The 25,653-nt window shown below is 35.7% G+C and carries 31 protein-coding genes; 9 read left to right on the top strand and 22 right to left on the bottom strand.

The window, feature by feature from the left end; genetic code table 11:
* Positions 1 to 6: 6 nt before the first annotated feature.
* The 13 genes from AC3ITD_RS07955 to trpS all read right to left on the bottom strand — a co-directional run bounded on the left by AC3ITD_RS07955 (position 7) and on the right by trpS (position 12,118).
* Positions 7 to 483: a hypothetical protein gene (locus tag AC3ITD_RS07955; RefSeq protein WP_489365520.1), complete on the bottom strand. Its 477-nt coding sequence runs from the start codon at positions 481 to 483 to the stop codon at positions 7 to 9.
* Positions 484 to 521: 38 nt separating this feature from the next.
* Positions 522 to 2,036 carry a helix-hairpin-helix domain-containing protein gene (locus AC3ITD_RS07950; RefSeq protein ID WP_489365518.1) on the bottom strand — a complete coding sequence of 505 codons (1,515 nt, stop codon included), beginning with the start codon at positions 2,034 to 2,036 and terminating at the stop codon, positions 522 to 524.
* Complete coding sequence (locus AC3ITD_RS07945) at positions 2,026 to 2,826, bottom strand: PorV/PorQ family protein (protein ID WP_489365516.1); 801 nt, start codon at positions 2,824 to 2,826, stop codon at positions 2,026 to 2,028. Before AC3ITD_RS07945 ends, AC3ITD_RS07950 begins: the two co-directional genes overlap by 11 nt.
* Before the next feature lie 164 nt (positions 2,827 to 2,990).
* Positions 2,991 to 4,790 carry a membrane protein insertase YidC gene (yidC, locus tag AC3ITD_RS07940; protein WP_265798753.1) on the bottom strand — a complete coding sequence of 600 codons (1,800 nt, stop codon included), beginning with the start codon at positions 4,788 to 4,790 and terminating at the stop codon, positions 2,991 to 2,993.
* A gap of 20 nt (positions 4,791 to 4,810) precedes the next feature.
* Entirely contained in the window at positions 4,811 to 6,427 is a 1,617-nt protein-coding gene (gene pyrG, locus AC3ITD_RS07935) for a CTP synthase (protein ID WP_056848918.1), read from the bottom strand.
* Between the two features lie 373 nt (positions 6,428 to 6,800).
* Positions 6,801 to 7,370: a hypothetical protein gene (locus AC3ITD_RS07930; RefSeq protein ID WP_489365513.1), complete on the bottom strand. Its 570-nt coding sequence runs from the start codon at positions 7,368 to 7,370 to the stop codon at positions 6,801 to 6,803.
* Positions 7,355 to 8,071 (bottom strand): hypothetical protein, encoded by a 717-nt coding sequence (locus tag AC3ITD_RS07925; RefSeq protein ID WP_489365511.1) that lies wholly within the window; start codon positions 8,069 to 8,071, stop codon positions 7,355 to 7,357. Before AC3ITD_RS07925 ends, AC3ITD_RS07930 begins: the two co-directional genes overlap by 16 nt.
* Positions 8,072 to 8,124: 53 nt before the next feature.
* The gene (locus tag AC3ITD_RS07920) at positions 8,125 to 8,664 is read right to left on the bottom strand and encodes a hypothetical protein (protein ID WP_265798755.1); all 540 of its coding nucleotides are present in this window, start codon (positions 8,662 to 8,664) and stop codon (positions 8,125 to 8,127) included.
* A gap of 46 nt (positions 8,665 to 8,710) precedes the next feature.
* Positions 8,711 to 9,274 (bottom strand): DUF3575 domain-containing protein, encoded by a 564-nt coding sequence (locus AC3ITD_RS07915; protein WP_489365509.1) that lies wholly within the window; start codon positions 9,272 to 9,274, stop codon positions 8,711 to 8,713.
* Between the two features lie 56 nt (positions 9,275 to 9,330).
* A complete protein-coding gene (gene kdsB / locus AC3ITD_RS07910) occupies positions 9,331 to 10,098 on the bottom strand; it encodes a 3-deoxy-manno-octulosonate cytidylyltransferase (RefSeq protein WP_265798757.1) in 768 nt (255 codons plus the stop codon).
* 2 nt (positions 10,099 to 10,100) lie between these two features.
* A complete protein-coding gene (locus tag AC3ITD_RS07905) occupies positions 10,101 to 10,301 on the bottom strand; it encodes a DUF5808 domain-containing protein (RefSeq protein ID WP_265798758.1) in 201 nt (66 codons plus the stop codon).
* A 112-nt stretch (positions 10,302 to 10,413) separates the two neighbouring features.
* Entirely contained in the window at positions 10,414 to 11,028 is a 615-nt protein-coding gene (locus AC3ITD_RS07900; protein WP_265798760.1) for a deoxynucleoside kinase, read from the bottom strand.
* Between the two features lie 91 nt (positions 11,029 to 11,119).
* Complete coding sequence (gene trpS, locus AC3ITD_RS07895) at positions 11,120 to 12,118, bottom strand: tryptophan--tRNA ligase (protein WP_265798761.1); 999 nt, start codon at positions 12,116 to 12,118, stop codon at positions 11,120 to 11,122.
* 267 nt (positions 12,119 to 12,385) lie between these two features.
* Here trpS and AC3ITD_RS07890 point away from each other — a divergent pair, with 267 nt between their 5' ends.
* From AC3ITD_RS07890 to AC3ITD_RS07865, 6 genes are all read left to right on the top strand, one after another.
* Positions 12,386 to 13,036, top strand: a complete 651-nt coding sequence (locus AC3ITD_RS07890; protein WP_322975032.1) for a lysophospholipid acyltransferase family protein — start codon at positions 12,386 to 12,388, stop codon at positions 13,034 to 13,036.
* Complete coding sequence (gene gatC, locus AC3ITD_RS07885) at positions 13,033 to 13,323, top strand: Asp-tRNA(Asn)/Glu-tRNA(Gln) amidotransferase subunit GatC (protein ID WP_265798763.1); 291 nt, start codon at positions 13,033 to 13,035, stop codon at positions 13,321 to 13,323. The genes AC3ITD_RS07890 and gatC overlap by 4 nt, the downstream gene beginning before the upstream one ends.
* Positions 13,324 to 13,377: 54 nt before the next feature.
* On the top strand, positions 13,378 to 14,136 hold the full coding sequence (locus AC3ITD_RS07880) for an ABC transporter ATP-binding protein (protein WP_056848927.1): 759 nt from the start codon (positions 13,378 to 13,380) through the stop codon (positions 14,134 to 14,136).
* 66 nt (positions 14,137 to 14,202) lie between these two features.
* Positions 14,203 to 14,751: a cob(I)yrinic acid a,c-diamide adenosyltransferase gene (locus tag AC3ITD_RS07875; RefSeq protein ID WP_489365505.1), complete on the top strand. Its 549-nt coding sequence runs from the start codon at positions 14,203 to 14,205 to the stop codon at positions 14,749 to 14,751.
* An 85-nt stretch (positions 14,752 to 14,836) separates the two neighbouring features.
* Positions 14,837 to 15,058 carry a DUF2795 domain-containing protein gene (locus AC3ITD_RS07870; protein ID WP_010603503.1) on the top strand — a complete coding sequence of 74 codons (222 nt, stop codon included), beginning with the start codon at positions 14,837 to 14,839 and terminating at the stop codon, positions 15,056 to 15,058.
* A 170-nt stretch (positions 15,059 to 15,228) separates the two neighbouring features.
* Positions 15,229 to 15,387: a lmo0937 family membrane protein gene (locus AC3ITD_RS07865; RefSeq protein ID WP_131557824.1), complete on the top strand. Its 159-nt coding sequence runs from the start codon at positions 15,229 to 15,231 to the stop codon at positions 15,385 to 15,387.
* 98 nt (positions 15,388 to 15,485) lie between these two features.
* Here the strand turns inward: AC3ITD_RS07865 and AC3ITD_RS07860 are convergent, their stop codons facing one another.
* Together AC3ITD_RS07860 and queA are read right to left on the bottom strand one after the other, a co-directional pair.
* Complete coding sequence (locus AC3ITD_RS07860; RefSeq protein WP_265798765.1) at positions 15,486 to 16,151, bottom strand: 2-C-methyl-D-erythritol 4-phosphate cytidylyltransferase; 666 nt, start codon at positions 16,149 to 16,151, stop codon at positions 15,486 to 15,488.
* A gap of 71 nt (positions 16,152 to 16,222) precedes the next feature.
* Complete coding sequence (queA, locus tag AC3ITD_RS07855; RefSeq protein WP_265798766.1) at positions 16,223 to 17,272, bottom strand: tRNA preQ1(34) S-adenosylmethionine ribosyltransferase-isomerase QueA; 1,050 nt, start codon at positions 17,270 to 17,272, stop codon at positions 16,223 to 16,225.
* Positions 17,273 to 17,471: 199 nt separating this feature from the next.
* Between queA and AC3ITD_RS07850 the strand changes: the two genes are divergently transcribed.
* The gene (locus AC3ITD_RS07850) at positions 17,472 to 18,716 is read left to right on the top strand and encodes an ABC transporter permease (protein ID WP_265798767.1); all 1,245 of its coding nucleotides are present in this window, start codon (positions 17,472 to 17,474) and stop codon (positions 18,714 to 18,716) included.
* Positions 18,717 to 18,895: 179 nt separating this feature from the next.
* Here AC3ITD_RS07850 and AC3ITD_RS07845 read toward each other — a convergent pair whose 3' ends face one another.
* Positions 18,896 to 20,092 (bottom strand): pyridoxal phosphate-dependent aminotransferase, encoded by a 1,197-nt coding sequence (locus AC3ITD_RS07845; protein WP_489365499.1) that lies wholly within the window; start codon positions 20,090 to 20,092, stop codon positions 18,896 to 18,898.
* Between the two features lie 111 nt (positions 20,093 to 20,203).
* Between AC3ITD_RS07845 and AC3ITD_RS07840 the strand changes: the two genes are divergently transcribed.
* Together AC3ITD_RS07840 and AC3ITD_RS07835 are read left to right on the top strand one after the other, a co-directional pair.
* Positions 20,204 to 21,190: a cation diffusion facilitator family transporter gene (locus AC3ITD_RS07840; RefSeq protein WP_489365497.1), complete on the top strand. Its 987-nt coding sequence runs from the start codon at positions 20,204 to 20,206 to the stop codon at positions 21,188 to 21,190.
* Entirely contained in the window at positions 21,177 to 21,620 is a 444-nt protein-coding gene (locus AC3ITD_RS07835; protein WP_489365495.1) for an NUDIX domain-containing protein, read from the top strand. The genes AC3ITD_RS07840 and AC3ITD_RS07835 overlap by 14 nt, the downstream gene beginning before the upstream one ends.
* Before the next feature lie 11 nt (positions 21,621 to 21,631).
* On the opposite strand, the gene AC3ITD_RS07830 is transcribed toward AC3ITD_RS07835, so the two are convergent.
* The 6 genes from AC3ITD_RS07830 to AC3ITD_RS07805 form a co-directional block, all read right to left on the bottom strand.
* The gene (locus AC3ITD_RS07830; RefSeq protein WP_489365493.1) at positions 21,632 to 22,063 is read right to left on the bottom strand and encodes an SRPBCC family protein; all 432 of its coding nucleotides are present in this window, start codon (positions 22,061 to 22,063) and stop codon (positions 21,632 to 21,634) included.
* Between the two features lie 23 nt (positions 22,064 to 22,086).
* Positions 22,087 to 22,503, bottom strand: a complete 417-nt coding sequence (locus AC3ITD_RS07825; RefSeq protein WP_265798773.1) for a VOC family protein — start codon at positions 22,501 to 22,503, stop codon at positions 22,087 to 22,089.
* Between the two features lie 89 nt (positions 22,504 to 22,592).
* On the bottom strand, positions 22,593 to 22,973 hold the full coding sequence (locus AC3ITD_RS07820) for an MmcQ/YjbR family DNA-binding protein (protein ID WP_265798774.1): 381 nt from the start codon (positions 22,971 to 22,973) through the stop codon (positions 22,593 to 22,595).
* Positions 22,974 to 23,107: 134 nt separating this feature from the next.
* Positions 23,108 to 24,481 (bottom strand): exonuclease domain-containing protein, encoded by a 1,374-nt coding sequence (locus AC3ITD_RS07815; protein WP_489365490.1) that lies wholly within the window; start codon positions 24,479 to 24,481, stop codon positions 23,108 to 23,110.
* A gap of 167 nt (positions 24,482 to 24,648) precedes the next feature.
* On the bottom strand, positions 24,649 to 25,278 hold the full coding sequence (locus AC3ITD_RS07810) for an autotransporter outer membrane beta-barrel domain-containing protein (protein WP_265798776.1): 630 nt from the start codon (positions 25,276 to 25,278) through the stop codon (positions 24,649 to 24,651).
* 10 nt (positions 25,279 to 25,288) lie between these two features.
* Positions 25,289 to 25,651 (bottom strand): response regulator transcription factor, encoded by a 363-nt coding sequence (locus AC3ITD_RS07805; RefSeq protein WP_056848937.1) that lies wholly within the window; start codon positions 25,649 to 25,651, stop codon positions 25,289 to 25,291.
* Positions 25,652 to 25,653: the final 2 nt, after the last annotated feature.

The following is a 25,653-nucleotide window of genomic DNA, read 5'->3' as shown; positions in this document are numbered from 1 at the left end:
CATATTTTAAAATTGATACCTCAACTGAATTTTTATCTCTGATTTTTTATTGCCTTGTATTTCGTCCAAATATGAACCAACTGTTTCTTTATTTTTATAAACAAACATGGCGTATCTTGCCCAAATATTTAATTTTTTAGCAAGGTTATATTTCAGGTTTAAGTAAGTCCTGAAACCTTTTCCACTGTACATTCCGAAGGCAAAACTATATAGCACATCATCTTCGTAGGCATAAATCCGGCTGTTGTAACTTGGTGTGTTGAAATATGCAATTCTTAGATTTCCGGTGACTTTAGAAAACATCGGAGAGTAATCTACATCCTGGTAAATCAGATAGCCAAATTCACGATTTGCTTCGCCTTTTTTATATTGAGAAACTTCCATTCGGTTTTGAAAGCTCCATTTTTTATTGAGTTGCCAACTCACTTCTATGCGGTAGCCTTCTTTCTTAACATCATCCAAAAAGTTAATCGGGACATCCAAATCGGTGTTTTGTTGTTTGTGTTCAGTTTTAAATCTTGCTAAAAATTTAAAGGTTTGCTCGGGGTGTAAACCGCCTGACTTAAGATTTCGTAGCCTTTCGATGGTGCATCTACACGATATTTTAACCAAGGAAATTGGAAGTAATCGCCATAAATGGCGAACGCCCATTTTTTGTTTGGAGTGATGTTTAAGCCTGCATACAATCCTTTTTCGTTTATCGCTTCGCTTGCCTCAGCCAATGCCTGATTAAAAAAATTATGATAATCCTTTTCATAATTCCGATACGTTATTGCAGCAGAAACTATAGGAGAAAGACTGATTAAAGCACCATTAACATCAGCTAAACCGCTATTTAAACTTTTTCCAACTTCACCAAAGAAGTAAATATTTTCGTAGGTATAATTATAATAGGCACCTAAATTTGTTAATGAATTTCCTGTAAAACTAAACCGATCGTAAACCGCAGTTTGTGTAATGAAACTATTTCCGTATTTACTATGATAAGCAATGGCACCAAATCCAAATTCATTTTTGGTATATTGAAGTGCTGCTCCATAAACCTGTTGAGTCAAAGAATTTTTGTTTTCGATTTCTGTCGGTGTTCTGTGGTAACCACTTTGATTAATTGTTGCTTGAACTAGATTGCCATCAAAATCTAGCTCCTGACTTGCATCAAGATTTCTAAAAGAGACGAAAGGAGTAATGTCAATATTTTTGTAAAGATTAATTGTCGCGGATGCACCTCTTAAAAATGAATATTCATTAGCTGAAGTATAAGGACGCAAGCCCAAATCTTTTTTTGCCACGCTGGTAACATCTGGCCCTTTACCAAAGGCAAACCCCGACCACATGGTAACACCTTGTCCGAATTGTAAGGTGTAATCTCCAATTACTAACTTTTTAACTTTACCTAATTTAAATAATGCAATATTTCCAGAGTAGAAATCAAATGGTTTACCAACGAATTTTTCACCAGCATCTTTATCCAGGGTGATGGCGGCTGAAACAATTGTTCCATAATGGTAACGATAGCGGGCTTGAAACTTTTCTGGAGATCCTAAATATCGGTTTCCGGGTAAATCTGTAAAACCTTTTTGCGTCTGCAAAGTTTGTGCAAAACGCATCACTAAATCATTCTCTCCTAAAGTTAAGATATTTTTAAAGCTAAGTTTTTCGTATTCTGTTGCAACACTCAAAGTAACAAAGGGTAACAAACTCTCTACAGTTTTGATATCAAATGCATCAATACTTTGAAGCTCCAATACATTAACAAAATCTCCGTTATCTTTTAAATAGGAAAAGAAGTTACTGATTTGAAGAGGAGACAAAAACACAAGCGTCTTCAATTCTTCCGGCGAAGTTTTGTTAAGATTAATTGGATGCTTTTTATATCTCGTCAGCACCTCAATTAGTTCAGTCATATCATAATCGTCAGGAAGATTTTCTGCTACACTTTCCAAAATATCTCGAACATCAACTTCTTGCTCAGCAATTTGAGCGTTTGCAATGAAACCCGTCACTACAAATACCAATGTTATAAGTCTAAAACGCATAAGCAATTGCAATTTGGGGTGCATAACCAAGGTTGGCATCATAGGTAGTTGCCATATCAAACAAGAACTTTTTATAGTTTAAACCGAATCCAGCATATTGCTTAAAAGGTTTTGCACTTAAACCACCGCGTAGGCTCAATAAACTGATAATTTTATAATCGATACCCAAGCTAACATCAATCGATTCATCAAGTTTTTTACTGATAGATGTAGCAATTAATACCTTATCAGAGGCCAGATAACTTGCACCAACATTAATCGATGTTGGAATTTCTATTAATATTTCAGTGTTGCTGAATTTTTGTTTTGATGGATTACTTAAAAATGCTCCGAAAGTAAATTCATTATTAAAATGGTAAAGCGCCCCAACATCTAATGAAAAACCTGTTGAAGCATCATAATTCGCAATTTTAAGTTGATGATAGTTTGCGTTAAGGCCGATTGATAGTTTGTTGCCAAATTTTTTGGCATAAGCAAAACCAATTTTGCTCTCATTGTATTCTGAAAATCCGTAGCGTTGGAAACTAAGTCCAACAAAATTGTTTTTTAAAGGTAGAACAGCAACTAGCGCTTGTGTACTAATTTCATCACTAAAAAGAAGTTTAATGTAGTTTAAGGCAATGGTTGGCTGCTCGAGCGAGGTTATTCCCGATGGATTTGACTGTAGCGCCCAAACATCGGTAACGGCGGTGCCACTGTTGCCCATGGCAGTAAGCCGAGGACCCAGACTGTTTTGACCGAATAAATAAAAAGGCGTAAGGGAGATTAACAATACATTCCATATTTTCATTTGAGGGCGTTAAACCAGTAAATAAAAAATAGGGAGGATTGTGTTTGGTTATTTCAATTTAGTGAAATTAAATTAGAATTGATAACTATAATATTTTTAAAATTCTCAGTAAAAATAAAAACCTCGACTGTTTTCACAATCGAGGCTCTTTTATAATCATTTAATTATTTTTTTGCCTGTTGTTGCTGACGCATGTAATCATCTAAACGTTGTTGAAACTTAGATTTCTTCTTTTTCTCATCAGCTGGTCTTGCTTTATTCTGTTGAATTAAAGCATGGATTTTATCATCATCTACCATTTTACGAATTAAGAACTGCTGTCCGAAAGTCATTAAGTTGGCCAAGAAATAATAATAATTCAAACCTGCCGGATAGCTGTTTAAAACGCCTAAGAAAATGATTGGCATGATGTAACCAATGTATTTCATTTGGCCAGTTGCACCTGAAACCTGATTGTTGAAGTAAGTCATGATTAATGTTGAAACCGTCATCAAAACACACATTAAACTCAAGTGATCGCCAATAAATGGAACTTTAAATCCGAATTTAATAAACTCATCATAAGTTGATAAATCTTTCATCCATAAGAAACTTTCTCCACGTAATTCGAAAAGGTTAGGGAAGAAGAAGAAGAAAGCCATTACCAACGGTAATTGTAAAACCATTGGTAAGCAACCACCAAGTGGATTTACACCAGCCTTTTTGTAAAGTTTTAAATATTCTTGTTGAACCAAGGTTGGATTATCCTCACCTACTTTGGCTTTAATTTCATCCATTTCTGGTTTCAATACCCTCATTTTAGCCATTGATAGGTATGACTTGTAAGTTAATGGAGATAACGCAACTTTTAATAAAATGGTTAATACCAAAATAATTAAACCGAAATTCCAGCCGAAGTTGTTAAGAAAATTAAATACAGGCAATACGATAAAACGGTTGATGTATTTTAACGGCCAGTAACCTAAATCTACTTGTTTCTCTAAATCGTAACCTTGATCTTTTAAAGCAGAGAATTTGTTGGTACCAAAGTAGAATTCCATGCTGTATGCCTGGTTTGCAAGATGCGCATAAGGTAATTGCATATTAGCATCATAAAATTTAACCTGACCAGGAGCTGTTGGGATTTTTACTTCTAAACTTCCTTTTTCGAAACCATCCTTCGAAATTAGCGTTGCAGAGAAAAAATGTTGTTTAAATGAAAACCACTGAATTTTTCCTTTTCCTAAATCTTCTTTTTCATCTTTTGATACACTTAAGTGATCAACATCACCATCTACATATTTATAGTATGGAGCCGAATAACGGTGCTCGCTTTCCAAAGATTTTTCTTGTTGTAGTAAGATAGTTTGCCAGTTTAAAGAAATGTTATTTCCGGCAATTACTTGTTGTAAGCCAACCAGGTTGATGTTAAAGCCAACTTTATTACTTGCAGCTTTTAAATCGTAAACATACTCAACATAAGCATTTGCGCCATAATTAGCACGCATGGTTACGGTATTACCAGCTTTAGTAGGAGTGAAGTATAAATCGTTAGTGTTGATTACTTTGCCAGCAGCATTTAAAGTTAAGCCAAATTTATTGGCATTTCCGTCAAATAATATTAGCGGCTTGCCAGCATAGGTTTTTTGTCCTTTAACTTCTACCGAGATAATTCTACCACCTTTATTACTTAGGTTGATTAATAATTTCTCATTCTCTAAAACTGTTTTTGCATCTATTCCTGTTATTGCAGAACCGAAAGGACCTTTTAAAGCCAAAGAATCTACAGTTGGTGTAGTTGCTACAGCAGTTGTGTCTTTTAAAACTGGTTTAATTCCAGCGTTTTTTAGTGAATCAGCTCTCTTTATAGAGTCGATTCTGGCATTTTCTTTTTTTATTTCAGCATCTTTTGGCCCAAAAAAGTAGAATGATCCCGCCAAGATGATCATAATCAGGAATAATCCTGTAAAGGTATTTCTATCCATTATATTTGTTTGTACTGCTTTTAATTCGTTTTCTTTTTCGCAAACTCCATCGCAGCGGCGACAAATTTAACAAAAAGTGGGTGAGGATTAGCAACTGTTGATTTTAATTCTGGGTGAAACTGTCCTCCAACGAAAAAAGGATGGTTTTTTAACTCTACAATTTCCACCAGATTTGTTTGTGGATTAATTCCAGAAGCAATCATTCCAGCATCTTCGTACTGCTTTAAATAATCGTTGTTAAATTCGTAACGATGACGGTGACGCTCATTTATGTGTGCTTTGCCGTAGATAGCAAATGCTTTCGTTCCTTTCTTAATGTCGCAAGGATATGAACCTAAACGCATGGTACCGCCCATGTTGACAATATTTTTCTGTTCTTCCATCATGTTAATCACAGGATTTTTAGAATCAGCTTCAATTTCGGTAGTATGCGCATCTTTTAAGCCCAAAACATTCCGCCCGAACTCAATAACAGCACATTGCATACCTAAACATATTCCGAAAAATGGAATATTATTTTCGCGGACGTATTTAATGGTATCAATTTTCCCTTCAATACCACGACTTCCGAAACCTGGTGCTACTAAAACGCCATGTAAGTGACCTAATTTTTCTTTTACGTTATCAGGAAAAATGCCTTCAGAGTGGATATATTCAACGCGAACTTTACATTCGTTTTTAGAACCAGCATGCACAAAAGATTCGATAATCGATTTGTAAGCATCTGGTAACTCCACATATTTACCAACCAAACCAATAGTTACATCAGCTGTGGGATTTTTTAAATGTCCTAAAAACTCTTTCCAGCTTTCCATATCTGGTTCGTTTTTAGTTGGGAGTTTTAATTTAGCTAAAACCGTTTTATCCAACTGTTCTTTCATCATCAACAACGGAACATCATAAATAGTAGACGCATCCATAGATTCGACTACGGCGTTGATGTTAACGTTACAAAAAAGAGCAATTTTTTTTCTCAAATCAGAACCTAAGTGATGTTCAGTACGACAAACTAAGATGTCTGGCTGGATACCGTATTCCAATAATGCCTTAACCGAATGTTGTGTTGGTTTAGTTTTTAATTCGCCCGCAGCAGCTAAATAAGGCACTAATGTTAAGTGAATTACAATCGCATTTGAACTTCCTTCTTCCCATTTAAACTGACGAACAGCCTCAATAAATGGTAGAGATTCAATATCACCAACGGTTCCGCCTAGTTCAGTAATAACGATATCGTAATCACCACTATCGCCCAAAATACGCATGTTGCGCTTAATTTCATCGGTTATGTGGGGCACAACCTGAACAGTTTTACCCAGATATTCACCTTTACGTTCTTTGTTAATTACGTTTTGGTAAATACGGCCAGTAGTAATGTTGTTTGCTTGTGAAGTTGGAACGTTCAAGAAACGCTCATAGTGACCAAGATCCAGATCGGTTTCGGCACCATCTTCAGTAACAAAACATTCGCCATGTTCATAAGGATTCAGTGTTCCTGGATCGATATTGATATAAGGATCGAATTTTTGAATGGTTACACGGTAGCCACGTGCCTGTAAAAGTTTAGCTAAAGATGCGGAAATGATGCCCTTACCCAATGAGGAAGTAACACCGCCCGTAACAAAAATATACTTAGTCATGTTTGTGATTTTTTACGGCAAATGGTAAATATTGCCGCTTTTTGTACGGGATACAAAGGTAGGAAAATTCCTTGTTTCTGCTGATTTAAAATTTAGATATTTTAAAAATGATAATGTGATGTTTATCAGAAAATTAGAGATGACTCATCTTCAATTTTTTATAATATGGAAAGCGAATCCTACGTTATTAGTTATTCTTAGCCGTGTTTTTCCTGACTATCCAGTAGGCAATTTTCATATTTTTTAGTTTTTAGCAAGATCAGTTAGATCTATCGATAGCGCTGTTTACAAATGTGAAAGTTTGATAACATTCCAATAAGCTAAAAAAGATTGGTAATTGGGATGTTAACTGTTTTACAACATCCGTTGACCTTTACAAGCAGCGTATTACACTTACGCTTGTCAATTTATTATCCTTATCATAAGAATAGGTTTTCGTCGATCCATCTTTAGCAGTGTAAGTTACAGATATGAAATTCAAGCCTCCAGTTCCATTTCTCCCAATAAAGGTTTGCTTGTTCTTTTCTCTAATAATTTCATTTTGAAGATCAAGCCTTCGGGGATTTAGGCTGTAGGATTTGAAGCCAGAGAAAATAGCATCAGAATCATTTTTATAACTATAAATCATTTCGCTATCTACTTTTCCTTCTCGAATGATACGTCCAAATTTGTCATAAATGTAAGTGATGTCCCAAATGATGGATTGATCGGATCTTTTGGATAACCTACGAACGCATTGCATTTGATCATTTAAAAAGAACGTCTCTAAAGAATAAGGCCTTGAACCACTGAAGCTAATGGTGTGGTATTTATCTTTCTCATAAATAAAAACGGTCGAATCGGTACTTTTTTCATCACCACTAACAATCTTTTTGATTAAGCCATTTTGATCTCTCAAATACTTCGAATATCCACTCGGCTTACCGTTCATTGTATTGTCCATCGATTGCATGATGTTATTTTTATCATAAACATAGTTGCGCCATAAGGAGATTTAGTCGTCATTAAACTATCGCCAAACATTTCAAACACACTATTTGTACAAGTCATTTTGGGACTTCCGTCTTCATAAGTATTACTGTAGTGTACTGAACTCGCATTTTTAATTAGCCTTTGAGCATACGATTGATCGGTTACGAATTTTATTTTTAAAACACCTTGCATTTCTTTAACCGCATCTTTTTGATCTCGTTCATCGAGCGTTTTAGGAACCAAATCATCAGCACTACCAATATTGAGGTAAGTTTTTATAGTTTTCAAATATTGGTCTGGATTGAGAACAAGTATTGGCTTGTCTTTCCCATTGGAAACAATCATTCCAAATTGTCGTTTAGTATTTGGTCTGTAAAAAACAAATTTTCCATTGGAGTTACTATATTCTACAACATGCTCTTTTCCAATGTCCAAGATCGGGAAGTTGCTATAAACCGAACCAAAATAGGCGTTGACTTCTTTTTCTTTTTGCTTATGATTTTTCCAACTATCACTTCCATCATTTACACCAAAAAACATCACACTTGGCGCATGGTCATTGATACTAACTGCAGCTTTTTCGTTAGCTGGTTTTTCTTTTAAAAATACACTTTGCGCATTACTAAGCACAGCACAAAAAACAAAATAGCACAACAAAACAGCTCTTCTCATATTAGATTAGTTTAATAGGACATAGGGATGTTGTACGAAGAATAGGGAGTTTTTTAACAGCAGTTATAGTAGATTTTTACCTTTTTTTCTTTTTCGCTCCAGGCGATATAGAGATTTTTTTCTTTACCTAAACGGTACTTGAAGCCATTTAAGCCAGATTTTTTAAGCTCTTCGTAGAGCGCTTTATCCGGAACATACTTGTCAGGCTTGTCTTCCGGCATCACTGCAGGCTCGAGAAAATTATCTTCAGCAAAAAAATCATCTGCGATGGTTTTTAAGAATACAATCTGCGCTTTTTCTTTTGATAAATCAAGGTTTGGATCTGTATTTCCTAACAAATCCGTTCCTTTTAGTTTTACGTTATAAATTTCTTTTCCATCAAAATTTTTAATGGTAAAGGTTAAAACCATTTCTTCCGGTTTCCTGCCAGTCAGCTCAATTTTAAAAGTATCGAGCTTATTTAGATCAGAAAATGATTGAGCTATACTTTGATTTACATTCTTAAACTCTATAGAATCGTTGTTTTTCTGTTTGTCAGTTTGGCAAGCATATAACAATAAGGCAACGGAAAGTAGGAGCAGCAATTTTCTCATTTCCGAAAATACAAATTTTAAGTTTTTATAAACAATTAAATTATAATTAGAAGCTATAGCCTACTGATAACCATAATTGGAAATCCAAATAACCTTTCGGAGCAGCTCTATCTTGAAATGTTTCTAAGTTGAAATATTTGCCATAACCTAAGCCTGTAGTGGTTTCTATTAAAAATCTTTTGGTTGGGAGATATAAAAAGCCCAAATTCATCCCTGAACGAATTGAATTCGCCTTGAAATTTCTGTTGTTTCCAAACGATAAAAATCCTGTAGGATGAACATAGGCATTGTTTGAAACGATGGTTTTGTTCAGGTTTCCAACATACAATCCCCAAAAGGGAGTGATCTCTTTGACCTCAATATCATAAGCATACATTTTCCCTCTGAGCAAAAAACCACTAAACTTGTAGTCTCTACCCCAGTTTAATTCGCCTGATGAATAGGAAAGCTCCAGACCGTATCTCTGGCGAAAGGTTTTCTCAATAGAAAAAGATGGCTTTTTAGCCAATAAATTTAACAAATTGGATTTTATGGAGATACCGATAGGTTCTTGAGAACTAGCCGTTTGAATAATTAGAAATGATATAAAAATGATTACAATCTTTTTCAACGATTCAAATTTTGAGGGTATTAAATCATATTTAAGTGTAATTTAAGAATATTATTTTATTCTCGCTTCAAAGCCGCTAATAAGTTATTCAACTTTAATAAATCCTCTGGAGTATCTATTGCAACCGTTTCTAAATCTGTAACTTTTGTTTGAATATAAAAACCATTTTCAATCCACCGCAATTGCTCCAGGCTCTCTGCAATTTCTAATGATGATGGTGGTAGTTTGGTAATTTCTTTCAATGATTCTGTTCTATATCCGTAGATACCAATATGCTTATAAAACTGATGTTTCTCTGCCCAAACGCCTGGCTCGCCATTTCTAATAAATGGTATCGGACTTCGGCTAAAGTACATTGCTCTGCCGTTTACATCAATCACCACTTTCGGGCTATTTGGATTGTAAATGCTTTCCTGGCTTTGGATGGGTTTAATGAGCGTGGCCAACTGAACTTTATCCTCAATAAAACAACTTGCTAATAAATCTATTTGGCTAGGCTCTATAAAAGGTTCATCGCCTTGTATGTTGATTACAATATCGAACCCGGGAATTTTATCAATCACCTCGGCACATCGATCGGTACCGCTTTGATGCTGAGCAGATGTAAACACAAACTCACCGCCAAATCTCTTAACCTCATCCGCTATACGCTCATCATCTGTAGCAATGACTACTTTCGATAAACTTTTTGCTTTCAGCGCTTGCTCATATACACGTTGAATCATGCTTTTTCCTGCGATATCCACTAAAGGCTTCCCCGGAAATCGGGTAGAAGCAAACCGGGCAGGAATAATACCTATGGCTAAATTTGCACTATCAATCATGTTTATGGTAGGTTACTTAAGATATATGCTAAAATAAAAATTAGCGTCAACACAACGTAAGACAATGGATGAGCAAAATTCAGTGTCCAACCTAAAATTCTGATCCGCTTGTGCACAAACAAACGTTTATCATTTCGATTGAAATAAAAAATGCCAAGTTTCCAATTCGAATAGTTCTCGTGTGCAAAATTTTTTTCCGTCATCTTTATAATATAACTAAAGCGATAAACAAAAACAAATTTTAAGCAAAAAATGGCTTGTTCCTCAATACATCAGGGTGAAGATGTATTTGAAAATTCAATCTAAAAAACAAAATTAAAACAGACCGTTTATTTCAGCTTCAATTGACTGAATAACAGCACCTAAATCTTCTGGATTGTTGGTGAAGTCCAGTTTGTCTTTATCCAGAATTAATAGTTTACCCAAGTTATAATTTTTGATCCACGCTTCGTATTTTTCATTTAATTTAGATAAATAGTCAATCCGAATGCCTGCCTCGTACTCGCGGCCACGACGTTGGATGTTATTTACCAACGTAGGAACCGACGCTCGTAAGTAGACCAGTAAATCAGGTGGCTTGATGAAAGAAGTGATGTTATCAAATATCGCACGATAGTTGTCATGATCACGAGTGGTCATCAGCGCCATATCATGCAGGTTTTCTGCAAAAATATGTGCATCCTCATAAATGGTTCTATCTTGAATCACATTACGTTTATTTACTTCAATATCAGTAATTTGTTGAAAACGACTGTTGAGGAAATAAATTTGAAGATTAAAGCTCCAACGTTTCATGTCACTATAAAAATCTTCCAGGTAGGGGTTGTTGTCAACCGCTTCATACAAAGCTTCCCATCCATAATTCTTGGCGAGTAAACCCGTTAAAGTCGTTTTTCCGGCGCCTATATTTCCTACAATTGCTATGTGCATATATGTCTAGATATGAGATATGAGATATCAGATATGGAGTCGAGCATTGTCTCAAATCTCATATCAATCTTCTCAAATCTATTTAAAATTACTAAAAACTTTTAAAACCGATTAAACTACGAACCTCTCTGATGGTTTTCTGAGCACTTTCCCGGGCTTTTAATGCACCGTGTTTAGCAACCTGCCTTAAATAAGTTTCGTCTTTCGAAAGTTCTTCAATACGTTCTCTTATAGGGGAGTTAAATACAATCATATCTTCAGCCAGTTGCTTCTTCATATCTCCATAACGGATTTGCATTTTATTGTACAATCCATCAAAATGCTCAATAGTATCAGGCGTAGAGACAATTTTCATCAAATCAAAAAGATTTTGAATCGCTTCTGGTTTTTCCTGATTTTCTTCTGTTGGTCCGCTATCGCTCACTGCTCTGGCTACTTTCTTACGGATAATTTCAGGGCTATCAGATAGATAGATACAGTTTCCATCACCATCTGATTTACTCATTTTGCCTTTTCCTTCCAAACCAGGTACTTTAACTAAATTTTCAGCATAATTAAACGCAAAAGATTCAGGGAAAAAATCGGCGTTATACATCCTGTTAAAACGGTTGCCGAAGTTACGGGTCATTTCTAGATGTTGTTCCTGGTCTTTTCCAACCGGCACTTTAGTAGCTCTGTGAATAAGAATATCTGCAGCCATCAAAGTAGGATAGGTTAATAAACCAGCATTTACATTATCCGGATTAGATCTTATCTTTTCTTTAAAGGAGGCGCTTCGTTCTAATTCTCCTAAATATGCATTCATATTCAGATATAAATAAAGCTCCGAGACTTCTGGAACATCAGATTGAACATATATGGTGGTCTCTTCTGGATTAATTCCGCAAGCTAAATATTCTACTAATACATGGCGAACATAACCATGCAAATCACCCGGAGTAGGATGAGTTGTTAATGAATGTAGATCGGCAATAAAAAAGTAGCAGTTATAATCATACTGCATTTTTACAAAATTGGTTACTGCACCAAAATAATTTCCTAAATGTAGCTTTCCAGTTGGCCTAATGCCACTCACCACTGTTTCTTTCATAATGGCACGAAATTAAAAATAAAAAGCAAGCAACGTATACGATATAATCAATTTTATATGAATAGATTTTTTCGGCTTAATTTGATGGATCAACCTTTTGCTATTCATATTATAAAATAACCAATCATTTAATTGGTGGTGGCTAATCAGTATTTGAAATGATAAAGTATTTTATATTTTTGATTATCTATGATTCACTTTCTAAGGCAAGTACACCGAGTATGGTTTTTATTTTGGATAATTTTCTTCTTTATCCTTTTTTATCCAATGTATTACCTCACATCTCGTAATCCAAAATATTACTCCATTTTAAATCTTTGCAGAAAAGCCAATAGTTTCTGTTGCAGTTTGCTTTCCGGTGTTTGGTACAACTATTATTACGAGGAAAAACTAAATTACAAGCAAACGTATATTTATTGTGCCAACCACTCTTCGAATTTGGATATTATGGTGTTTTGTATCATGTGTCATGGTAAATTCCATTTTATGGGCAAAGATGAATTGTTAAATAATCCTGTTTTAGGAATTTTCTTTAAAACAATTGATATTTCGGTAAACCGTGATAGTAAAATTTCTGCCTTTCGGGCATTTAAAAAAGCTGGTGAAAATTTAGAAAAAGGAATGAGCTTAATTATTTTTCCCGAAGGAAAAATAGATGATCATTATCCGCCACGGTTGGGCGAATTTAAAAATGGTCCTTTTCGTTTAGCCATAGATAAAAACATTTCGCTTGTGCCGGTCAGCATTACCAATGTTTGGAAAATTAACTGGGATGACGGCGCCAAATATGGAAGTAAGCCAGGAATTTGCGATATTTACGTCCACAAACCGATAGACACATCAAAGTTGGCAGACGTTGATTCTGATTTGTTAAAGGAAAAGGTATTCCAACTCATTGAAAGTGAACTAGTAAAATGAATTTAGACGCAAAAACCATTTATAAAATTGCCGATTTGGCCAGAATTCATATTGATGAAAAGGAAGTTGAAACCCTAATTCCTGAAATGAACAAGATACTTTCGTTTATGGAAAAACTCAACGAACTCGATACCTCAACCGTTAAGCCTTTAGTTTATATGAATGAAACGACTAACGCTTGGCGAGAAGACGTTGTGAAACAAGAGATATCGACGGCAGATGGACTTAAGAATGCCGCAAAACATACTGAGCAATTTTTTATGGTTCCAAAAATTATCGAAAAGTAATTTTGTTACTATTGTAACATCTTACCCTTTACGCTTGTCTAAAAACGAAAAAACATGGAGAAACCACTTATTACCATAAAAGAAATTGGCCGTAAATATGTAATCGGATCAGAAGTTATCCATGCTTTAAAATCAGTTTCTTTAGACATTAATAAAGGCGAATTTGTTGCGCTTATGGGCCCTTCAGGTTCGGGAAAATCAACCTTGATGAACATATTAGGCTGCTTGGATACGCCATCAAGTGGCACTTACATCTTAAACGGAACGAATGTGAGCCAAATGACTGATGATGCATTGGCCGAAGTTCGTAATAAAGAGATAGGATTCGTTTTTCAAACTTTTAATCTTTTACCTCGTTCTACAGCGCTGGATAACGTGGCTTTACCTCTAATTTATGCTGGAAGTAGCAAAAAGGACCGCGAGGCTAGGGCGGCAAAGGCATTAGAAAATGTAAATTTAGGTAACCGTATGGATCATAAACCGAACGAGTTATCTGGAGGTCAACGCCAACGTGTGGCTGTAGCACGAGCTTTAATAAACAATCCATCTATTATTCTGGCCGATGAACCAACCGGTAACCTGGATACCAAAACCTCAATAGAGATCATGGGTCTTCTGGAAGAAATACACAGTAAAGGGAACACGATTATCTTGGTTACTCACGAAGAGGATATTGCGCAACATGCTCACAGGATCGTAAGAATGCGTGATGGTTTAATTGAGAACGATTACGTGAATACTGATATCAAAAATGTTTCTCCACGCCTGCAAGCTTTAAATGATAGTGGCAGCGATTGGGAAAAAATAAATTAACCCCTAAATCCCCTAATGGGGACTTTTAGGATTTTGTATAATAATTCCCCTGTAGGGGCTAGGGGTATGAAAATCTACACTAAAACTGGCGATAAAGGACAAACCTCATTAATTGGTGGTACTCGTGTCCCGAAATATCATTTACGCATAGAAACTTATGGAACAGTTGATGAGCTAAACTCTCACATAGGGTTAATCATGTGTCAGGATATCGCTCCCGAATACAAGAAATTATTGAAAGAAATTCAGGATAGGTTATTCACAATAGGGGCAACGTTAGCGGCAGATCCAGAAAAATCGAAGATGAAAATTCCTGATCTACATGAAACTGATATTATTTTATTAGAACAGGAAATGGATTTAATGAATGAAGTGCTGCCTCCTTTAAAGCACTTTGTTTTGCCAGGCGGAAATACTACTGTTTCTTACTGCCACATTGCCAGATGCGTTTGCAGAAGGGCAGAACGCTTAACTGTTGAGCTTGCAGAAAAAAGCTTTGTAGACGAAAAAGTTAGCGTTTATCTAAATCGCTTGAGTGATTATTTGTTTGTTTTGGCACGAAAACTGAACATGGATTTTAGCGCAGAAGAAAACATCTGGATACCTCGTATTTAATGGTGGAAAAATAAGTTTGTTTTGCTCAAAAATTTTAATATACTTTGCGCATTGTTAAGAACAAGAATTTAATTGAATTGAAGATATGTATTGGACATTAGAACTAGCATCGCACTTGGAAGACGCACCTTGGCCTGCAACTAAAGATGAATTAATTGATTATGGTATCCGTTCTGGCGCACCAGTAGAAGTTATTGAGAACTTGCAAGCGTTAGAGGATGATGGCGAACCTTACGAAACTATTGAGGAAATTTGGCCAGATTATCCAACTAAAGAAGACTTCTTCTTTAATGAGGATGAATACTAAATTTTATAAAGCATAAAGAAACCTTTCGCAAAAACGAGAGGTTTTTTTATGACTTCTTTACAACGAAAAGGAGTTTGATTATCAACCAATTAAAAATATAATTTACATTTTTTAAACAAAAGTATTCTAGCTGTGTTAATACATCAACATTTACTTAAAAAATTAACACTATGGGAAATTTATTGTATTTAGTCGCAGTAGTATTGGTTATACTATGGGTGATCGGCTTCGTGTTCCACGGCTTTGGCGATGTGGGTAACATCATTCACGTTTTATTGGTAATCGCAATTATTGCAATCTTGCTTAAAGTTATAGGCAGAGCAACATAAAATATGTTAAGCGAACATTCATCAATTTGTAGCGTAAAATCTTAAATATTGATGAATTAGAAAGGGTGTTTCATTATTATGAAACACCCTTTCTTTTATTAACGCTTTAACAAAAGTTCTGCTAACTCTAAATCAACAGGATAGGTTATCTTAATATTATTTCTTTCGCCTTCCAAAATGTGAATAGCTTCACCAATAGCCTCAACAACGCTGGCGTCATCAGTAAAACTCACCGAATAATCTTGTCGGTAAGCCTCTTTTAAAATTTTTAAACTAAAGGTTTGAGGCGTTTGTACCAGGAAGATTTCATTTCGTTTCAATGCCGATGTTTTATCGTCTTTAAACATTCTTACACTGTCGCTCGATTGAACAGCAGCAATAACGTTACCATGCAGTTCAGCCTCCTTAAAACACCCGTCAATCAATTTTTTCGAAACTAACGGACGAACGGCATCATGAATGGCAACAAAAGATTCTTCATTAATGGAGTTAATTGCATTTTTAACCGAATAAAAGCGTTCGGCGCCACCATCAATCACTTGGTGCGGTATCCTAAAATTGAACTCTTCGCAAAGCCTTTTCCAGTAGCCCTGTTGTTCTTTGTTTAAAACTAATAAAATTTTAGGTTGAGTATCGCTTTGCGCAAAAGCTTTTATGGTGTGCATTAAAACCGGGAGGTTTTTTAGCAACAAAAATTGTTTTGGGGTTTCCGTCTGCATCCGATTGCCAGAACCGCCTGCTACAATTATAGCGTAGTATTTCATTCGAGTATCTAGAGATTAGTATTTAGTACTTAGACCAATTTATCTAAATACTAAATACTAAGTACTAAAATCTATATAATTAGCATGGCATCACCATAACTATAAAATTTATATTTTTCTTTAACTGCTACTTCGTAAGCATTCATTACATTTTCATAACCACCAAATGCACTTACCATCATCAATAATGTTGATTCTGGCGTGTGGAAGTTTGTAATCATTGAATTAGCAATGTTAAACTCGTAAGGAGGGAAGATAAACTTGCTTGTCCAGTCATTTGCAGCCTTTAATGTTCTGTTTGCTGATACCGCAGATTCTATTGAACGCATTGAAGTCGTTCCAACTGCACAAATTCTTCTTTTTTCCTCTATGGCTTTATTTACAATATTAGCATCTTTTTGTTCGATGATAAATTGCTCTGAATCCATTTTATGTTTAGTCAAATCCTCTACCTCAACAGTCCTAAAGGTTCCTAACCCAACATGTAAGGTTACTTCCGCAAATTCTACACCTTTAAGCTCAAGGCGTTTCATCAACTCGCGACTAAAGTGTAGACCCGCAGTTGGAGCTGCTACAGCACCTTCGTGTTTAGCGAAAATGGTTTGGTAACGTTCTTTATCTTCAGCAGTTGCTTTACGTTTAATGTATTTCGGAAGCGGGGTTTCACCTAAAATTTCTACGTTTTTTCTAAATTCTTCGTCTGTTCCTTCAAATAAGAAGCGAATGGTACGCCCACGAGAAGTAGTATTATCAACAACTTCAGCAACCAATAAGTCATCGTCGCCGAAATATAATTTATTACCTACCCGAATTTTACGAGCCGGATCTACTAAAACATCCCATAAACGTAACTCTTTATTTAATTCGCGAAGCAAAAAAACCTCGATAGTAGCGCCAGTTTTCTCTTTATTACCGTATAAACGAGCAGGAAAAACTTTTGTGTTATTCAATATCATTACGTCTTTGTCATCGAAATAACCAAGCACGTCTTTGAAAATTTTATGTTCAATTTTACCACTGTCTTTGTGTAAAACCATCAAACGTGCTTCATCGCGTTGTTCGGCTGGATTGTTTGCAATTAGTGACTCTGGTAGATTGAATTTGAATTGTGATAATTTCATTCTTGATGAATTTTTTGAGGTGCAAAAATACGAATTTAATTTTTCTTTTTCGTATTTTATCAAACGTAATTACAGTATACAATGTTTTGGTTAATTAAATATTGAAAAATAAGTCGCTTAACTCAGAAACGCCACAAAATTAACTAGTTTTGAAAATGAGTTGTAACCTTTTTATATGCTGTGCATCTAACCATTAATTATGATAATCTTTAGGCTAATAGGGGAAAGTTTTCGTTTTGCTTTTGATGCACTACGCCAAAATAAAATGCGTACCATGTTATCGCTTCTTGCGATCACAATAGGGATTTTTACCATCATCGCTGTTTTCTCAGCAGTAGATACCTTTCGTGGTAAACTTCAGTCAAGTGTAGATAAATTGGGATCGAATACGATTTATGTTCAAAAATGGCCTTGGAGTTTTGGCGATAACTACCCTTGGTGGAAATACATGAACAGACCACAGCCTTCGCTTCGTGATTTTGCTGCTTTAAGAGAACGAATGGGGAACGCCCAGGGAATCACCTTTGAAATTTCGACGAGTGATAGGACAATAAAATACAGGAGTAATTCTGTTGAAGGGATAAATGTTTCTGCAGCTTCGCATGATTTTGATAAAACCTGGAATTTCGAACTTCAAGCCGGTCGTTATTTTACTGAAACCGAAAGCAATAACGGCTCACCTGTGTTGTTGATGGGTGCAGATGTCGCTGACGGATTATTTGGTGGAGATGACCCAATAGGTAAACAAGTACAAGTTTTAGGCAGGAGATTAACAGTTATTGGTGTATTTAAAAAAGAAGGTGAGGATATGTTGGGTACTTCTTTGGATAAAAATGTGAATATCCCTATAAATTTTGCCAAGAGCATTCTTGATATTCAAAATGAACGATATGGGCCACAAATTACAGTGCGTGGAAATGATAATGTTTCGCTTGAAGAAGTAGAAAGCGAATTGAAAGGTTTAATGCGATCTATCCATAGAATCAGACCTGGACAGGAAGAAGATTTCGCCCTGAATAAAACAACCATACTTTCCAATCAACTAGATTCGATGTTTACCATGGTAAATTGGGCAGGTTGGATTATTGGAGGTTTCTCAATATTGGTTGGAGGCTTTAGTATTGCAAATATCATGTTCGTGTCCGTTAAAGAGCGAACAAACATTATTGGTATTCAAAAATCATTGGGAGCAAAAAACTATTTTATTCTATTGCAATTTATCTTCGAATCTATCTCCCTATGTATTTTGGGAGGGCTGCTCGGACTTTTGCTGGTCTATTTGATTGCACTATTACTCGGAGCACTTACAGGATTTTATATTATACTGGGAGTAAACAACATATTACTCGGCATTTGGATATCTGTAATTATTGGAACGATATCGGGATTCTGGCCGGCATATTCCGCATCAAGATTAGATCCGGTTGAGGCCATCAGAAGCTAAAATGTTATTCGTCTTGAAGGAATTAGCCAAGACGGATCTTTACTGTCAGTTTCGACCTTTGCTATTTGTTATTCATATTATAATACGAAAACTCTAAAATTAAAAACCCTTCGCCAGATCATTTCTAGCGAAGGGTTTTATATATAAACTGAAAATTCCGAATTACTAACTGCAAATAACTATGCTAGCTTGCCTAGTGCTTCTTTAATTCGTCTTAAAGCTTCTACTAAACTTTCATCCGAAGCTGCATAGGATAAACGGATATAATTATTGTTTCCAAAAGAATCACCACCAACGGTAGCTACGTGGCCAACGTTTAGCAGATACAGCGCTAAATCAGAAGAGTCTTTGATGATATTTCCGTCCGCATCTTGCTTGCCGAAAAATGAACTGATTTCTGGAAAGAAATAGAATGCGCCATCCGGAAGGTTCGTTTTAACACCAGGGATTTCGTTTAGTAAATTGTAAACCAATTCTCTACGACGAAGAAATGCCTCTTTCATGGCTAAAACACTGTCCAGACCCTGCTCATAAGCTACGATGCCCGCTCTTTGTGCGATTGAACAAGTTCCTGAAGTGGTTTGTCCTTGTAATTTATCATTTGCAGCAGCAATTTCTTTGTTTGCTGCAATATAACCCAATCTCCAACCGGTCATTGCGAATGCTTTCGAAAAGCCATTAACGATTATTACTCTATCTTTAATACTCTCAAATTGTGCGATAGATTCGTGCTGATCAACGAAATTGATATGCTCATAAATCTCATCCGACAGGATATAAATGTTAGGATGTTTCTCAAAAACCTCAACTAAAGCTGCCAATTCATCCTTGCTGTAAACTGAACCAGTAGGGTTACATGGCGATGAAAACATAAACAACTTCGATTTTGGCGTTATGGCAGCTTCTAATTGTTCGGGCGTAATTTTGAAATTGCTCTCGATATCTGTATCGATGAAAACTGATTTTCCTTCCGCTAAAACAACCATTTCGGAGTAAGAAACCCAATATGGCGTAGGAATAATCACTTCATCATTTGGATCTATTAATGTTAAAATTACATTCGATAGCGATTGTTTTGCGCCGGTAGAAACTACAATTTGCGAAATATCGTAATCAAGATTATTTTCGGTTTTTAATTTGTTAACAATAGCTTGACGTAAGTCTGGGTATCCTGGTACCGGAGAGTAACGGGTGTAGTTATCATCTAAAGCCTTTTTTGCAGCATTTTTAACGTGATCAGGTGTATTGAAATCGGGTTCGCCAACACTTAAACTTATAATATTAACACCTTTTGAGGCCAATTCACGGCCTAATTTGGTCATTTTAAGTGTCGCAGATTCTGATAGATTGTTGATTCTTTTGGATAAGATGCTCATGGTTAATTACTTTGAACGCAAATATATAAACCAAATATTATTCTGCACTAAAAAAGGCATAGTTTTTCTCATTTAATTTGAGTGATAAGCGTATTTTTGTAAAAAAATCCCGTGACGATTAAAAAACAAGCGATTATCATTTCATTAGTGGTTAGTATTTTTTTAATGCTAGCCAAATTTGTGGCTTATTTCATCACGGGCTCAAATGCCATTTTAACCGATGCAGCCGAAAGCATTGTGAACGTAATTGCTGGCAGTTTTGCGTTCTACAGCATCTATTTAAGTACGCAACCGCGAGATGAAAACCACCCTTATGGCCACGGAAAAGTAGAATTTTTTTCTGTCTTTGTTGAAGGAATTTTGATTCTACTAGCAGGTATAATCATTATATTCAAATCATCTTACAATTTAATTTATCCCCATGCTGTCGGGCAGCTTTTACAGGGAACCATAATTATAGGAATTACTGGTTTGGTAAATATGATCGTTGGTTTGTACCTGGTTAAAGTCGGGAAAGAGCAGCATTCTATAACGCTACAGGCTGACGGAAAGCACTTACTTACAGATACTTATACTAGTGTGGCTATAGTTCTCGGCTTAGTGCTTATTCAAATGACAAATATAATTTGGTTGGATAGTCTGCTTTCTATTATTGTTGGTTTTTACATTGTTTATTCCGGATATAAGTTAACCAGAAGTTCAGTTGGTGGCTTAATGGATGAAAGCGATTTTACCTTAGTGGAAGAAGTTGTTGATGTACTGCAGAATAATAGGCATAATCCCTGGATTGATGTTCACAATCTTCGTACGCAACAATACGGCCCTGATTTTCACATAGATTGCCACGTTACACTGCCTTACTATTTCGACCTGAATCAAGTTCATAGAGAAATCTCACAGATTGATGAACTCATTAATAAAAACGGAATTAGAAAAGCAGAACTATTTATACATGCAGACCCGTGTTTGCCTGCGTGCTGCCATTATTGCCACATGAGCGAATGCCCAGTGAGGGCAGAAGCCTTTAAAAAGGAAATTATCTGGACGCCTGAAATTGTGATCAAGAACAAAAAGCATTACGAAAATGAGTTACTTTAATGTACGAGTTTATGGTTTGCTAATTAATGCTAACCAACAGGTTCTAATTAGCGATGAAGAGGAGCATGGCTTTCGTTTCAGCAAATTCCCTGGTGGTGGTTTAGAAATTGGAGAAGGTCTTATTGATGGGCTGAAGCGAGAATTTATGGAAGAATGTAATGCTGAGATAGAGGTTTTATCACATTTTTACACGACTGATTTTTACGAGAAATCTTCTTTTAACGATAGTCAGGTGATAAGTGTGTATTACCTGGTTAAAGAAAAGGCACCTTTACAACTTGCATTTAAGACCAAAATTTACGATTTCGATGCAGAAGGAGAAATTCTTCAAGCCTTTCGTTGGGTTGCGATAAGTGAACTGGATGTGAACGCAATTACCTTCAAAACGGACAAAACTGTTGCTGAACTACTAAAGAAAGCATTAAAATAGCAAGCAATTATTTATAGAGCTTGTAAGAAATTTTTTAAGGCATCCTTTACAAAGTAATTCCATCCAGCTTTAAAACTTTCTTTTTGAAAATCTTTACCATTGTCGGCAAAGGTTTCAACGCCTGTGTGGGTTAGTTTTAGCCTGGTATTGTTTCCCTGTTCAAAGATTTCCCATTTCACTATAGAGTTGCCCGGGTAGTTATCATATTTCCATGAATAAGCAATTAAAGCTCCTTCATCTACTTCGATGATCTCACAAAGATGTAGGTATTTTGGTCCTTCGTCGCCACCACCAATAAAGTCGAACTTGAATCCAATCCTCGGTTCGAACTGATCCAATTGAAAATACCATTGTTTAAGTTGGTTATTATCCGTTAATGCTTGCCAAACTTTATCAATTGGCACATTGTAAATGCATTCGACTATTAGCGGTTTAGCATCCATATGTTAAGATTTTATGACTTAAATTAACCCAAAGGCATTTTGCTGAAATCCATAAACAAAATGCTCCACCTTTGTCCATCAAGATCTATGAATCCACAGCCGTACATCCAACCATCTTTATAACCAGGTTCGCCATAAATAGAACCACCCGCTTCCACCACTTTTTTAGCCAAATCATCTACTTCCTCCGGACTCTCGGCATCGAATGAAAATAATACCTCGTTTCCAGAAAAATTTTCTGAAACTGCGCTACCGGCAAAACCCTCGTATAACGATTTCTTAAAAAGCATTAAAACCAGACCTGCATCACCAACCAGGAAGCTCGCACTATCTTCGCGAACACCATATTGCAAGTTTAATTTGAAACCCAGTTTAGTAAAAAATTCTTTCGATTTTTTTACATCTTTTACTGGAAGGTTTATCCATAGTGATTTGATCATAGCTATAAAATTTTATTAAACTTAATCAGTTTTTCAAAAGAAAAAGAATGGTATTTAGGAAAATTTACCGGGTGAATTGAGACAATTTGTTACTTCTTAACAGCTTTCTTCTTATATTTCTTAGCTAAATCTTCTGGCGCTACGGCGCAATAAGAAAGTCGAACCGCATCATTAAGAACTTCGTCTTCTATAAAACTTAATTCAAAAATTGTCCATCCTTGTTTGCCCCAGCCTGCCTGTGCAGGATAGATTGCTGATGGGTCTAAATCCGAAAATTTGTTTTGATCTTTTGGCGATAATCTAAAAACTGCTTTTAAGTTTGAATTATCAATTGTAATAAAGATTTTATCGGCAACTTTAAATGAGTTTTTGTTGGCATTTGGTGTTTCTACTACGTCTTCAAAAGACAAGGCAAGTTCTCTAAAAGAATCTGGAGATATCATAATATGTGTTTTTAAAATAACCTTCAATCGAGTTACCATGAAGGATTTGATTTAGCAAACTTACATCAATTTAAGCTTTTAGATCTTTTTATATCTAAATCAAAAGGTAACGGATTGAAAGATAACTGATAAAATTAGCTCGTAAATTTCGAGAGCCTAAATTACAATTTATATAGTTTCTGCGGAAATTCCGCAGCATGATTAAGAATTAAATTAAGAATATAACTGTTGGATTGATAAATTGGCAAGTCGTTTTTGATAGGAGCTAGGCCATCTGCTAAATAGGTTTTATCTTTAAAATATCCCATTCCATAGAATCTTCCATTTTCTACCACAAGACAGCTGAGTTCTTCTGCCTCACGTCCGTCATCAACCAATGCGAAGCTGGGCTGTAAACTCTGGAGGTCAGCTAGCGCATTATTTAAACGTTTATTGTAAACGGCAACTGTTTCTATGCCGCTACAAACGCCAAAGCATTGTCCATTATCATGTGCCGTACATTTTGTAGCCGTTTTTTGAAGATAGCAGAGCTTAGCACAAAGTTGATATTTTTCAATTAGTTGATTCAAAAAATTGTAACCTTCTAACAAGCTATTAAAACTTTGAAGAGATTTATTGTTTGTCTTGTGCTTATCTATCGCCAACCTTAAATAACCATTCTGGTCTTCAAAAACATAAAGATCATACTTATGCTCATAACGTTTCATGGCTCTGTTATTTTCTGGCCAAAGTCTTTTAATCTCGTTCGCTTCTAAAATTAAAGCCATCAACTCGGTGCCGCAAACTACATAATCAACATTATAAATAGTACGTAAAAAATCTTGTCTTTGCTTATTTGGTTTGTTGCCAGTAAAGTGGCTTATCACTCGTTTTTTTAAGTTTTTAGCTTTTCCAACATAAACTATCTTTCCCTTGTTATCCTTGAAATAATATACGCCGGGTTGATTTGGCAACCTTAAAATTGAAGCACGATCTAGATGTGGAGGCAAAACCTGTTCTTTTGAACTCTTCTTTAACATTTCAGCAATAACACCTTCGTGATCGGTTTCTAAAAGCATATTAAACAATATACTGGTTGCATCGGCATCTCCTCCGGCACGGTGTCGATTTTGAATGGAGATATTTAACGCACTGCATAGTTTGCCCAAACTATATGAAGCCTTTCCTGGGATAAGTTTTCTACTTAGCCTTACAGTGCAAAGTTTACGGCAGTTTAAATCATAACCCGCAGCCGCTAAATGATGTTTAAGAAAAGAATAATCGAAATTAACATTATGGGCTACAAAAACTTTTTCATTCAAAAGCTGGTAGATTTGCAATGCGACATCCTCAAAGTAGGGTGCTTCTGCTACCATATCGTTATCTATTCCTGTTAAAGCGGTGATATAAGCAGGTATAAATTGCCTTGGATTGATTAAGGTTGTATAGGATTCTACCACCTGATTTTCATCATGAATATTTATGGCTACCTCAGTAATTCCATTTGCAGAGGCGTGGCCTCCCGTGGTTTCTATATCTACAATTGCGTACAACATCGGCAAATTTTCAAAGACAAATCTATACTAAAATACTTAGTAATGAAAATAATTTTGAGGTATTTTTTGATCGTTTTTTTAGCGTCTTTCCATTTTTAGTAATGCTTTAAAACAAAACCAGCGACTACGTAATAACGCAATCGCTGATTAACTATTATTATATTTTATTAAAGCTTACTCAATAATTTACTCAAATTAGGCTTAATACCCACGCTAACAGGAACGGTATTAAATACGCGATTTTGAATTTTACCAAAGCCATACATATAACTAGCCTCTACGAATAAGTTGGCGCCGCCGATATTGTATTCGATTCCACCGCCACCTTCAGCAATACCTAAGCTATTGGTTTTATTTTCCATATTTACCTGCAATGTATTGGCATTAACACCAGCTTGAGGAGTCAAAATAAAGCCGCCACCTGCACCAGCGAATCCATAAAAAGCCCATTTATCTACTATTTTACGATACCCTAAGGCAATGTTTAATAAATAAGTAGTTGATCTGCCTTTCTGAATGGTATAAGTGTAACCGGGGTCGGCGATCTGTTGGTTAAATGTAAAAGCATGTAAACTCACCTTTGGATAAACGAAAAAGCCTCCGTTACCTACCGCTAAATTTACCCCAAGGGAAGTTGAGAATTTAGGTTTAAAGTAATCTGCTGTTTCGCCCATCGGGAATGCAAAACCAATTCCACTCATAGAATAAAGTTTATCAGGACGGTTACTTTGTGCGCTAGCTTTCATTGATATTGCGGCGCAAAGCAATATAATCGGGGTTAGTAATCTTGAGTTCATATATGGTTTTTTAATTAGCAATTAGCTTATTTACTTTTCGCAGTAAATCTGAAATGTTAAAAGGTTTAACTAAATAATCATCCGGATTTAGTTTTTGCGAGACGATGTAATTTTCATCATAACGGGCAGAGGCCATTATTACCGGGATATTTTCTGTTTCAGGATTTAGTCTTAGCTCTTTGAAAACTGCTCTGCCATCCATTCCGTTCAGCATAATATCCAGAATAATTAAATCTGGCATAAACTCTTTTATTGTTTTAAATATAAATCTTGGAGATAATAAAGGGTAAACGCTGTAATGCTCGGTTTCTAGTGCCATCTGAAAAACCTCCAAAATATCGGGATCATCATCAACAACTAATATTCTTTTCAAAA

The organism is Pedobacter sp. KH_004 (genome assembly GCF_057840755.1).
This window is presented reverse-complemented; position numbering and strand designations above follow the sequence as displayed.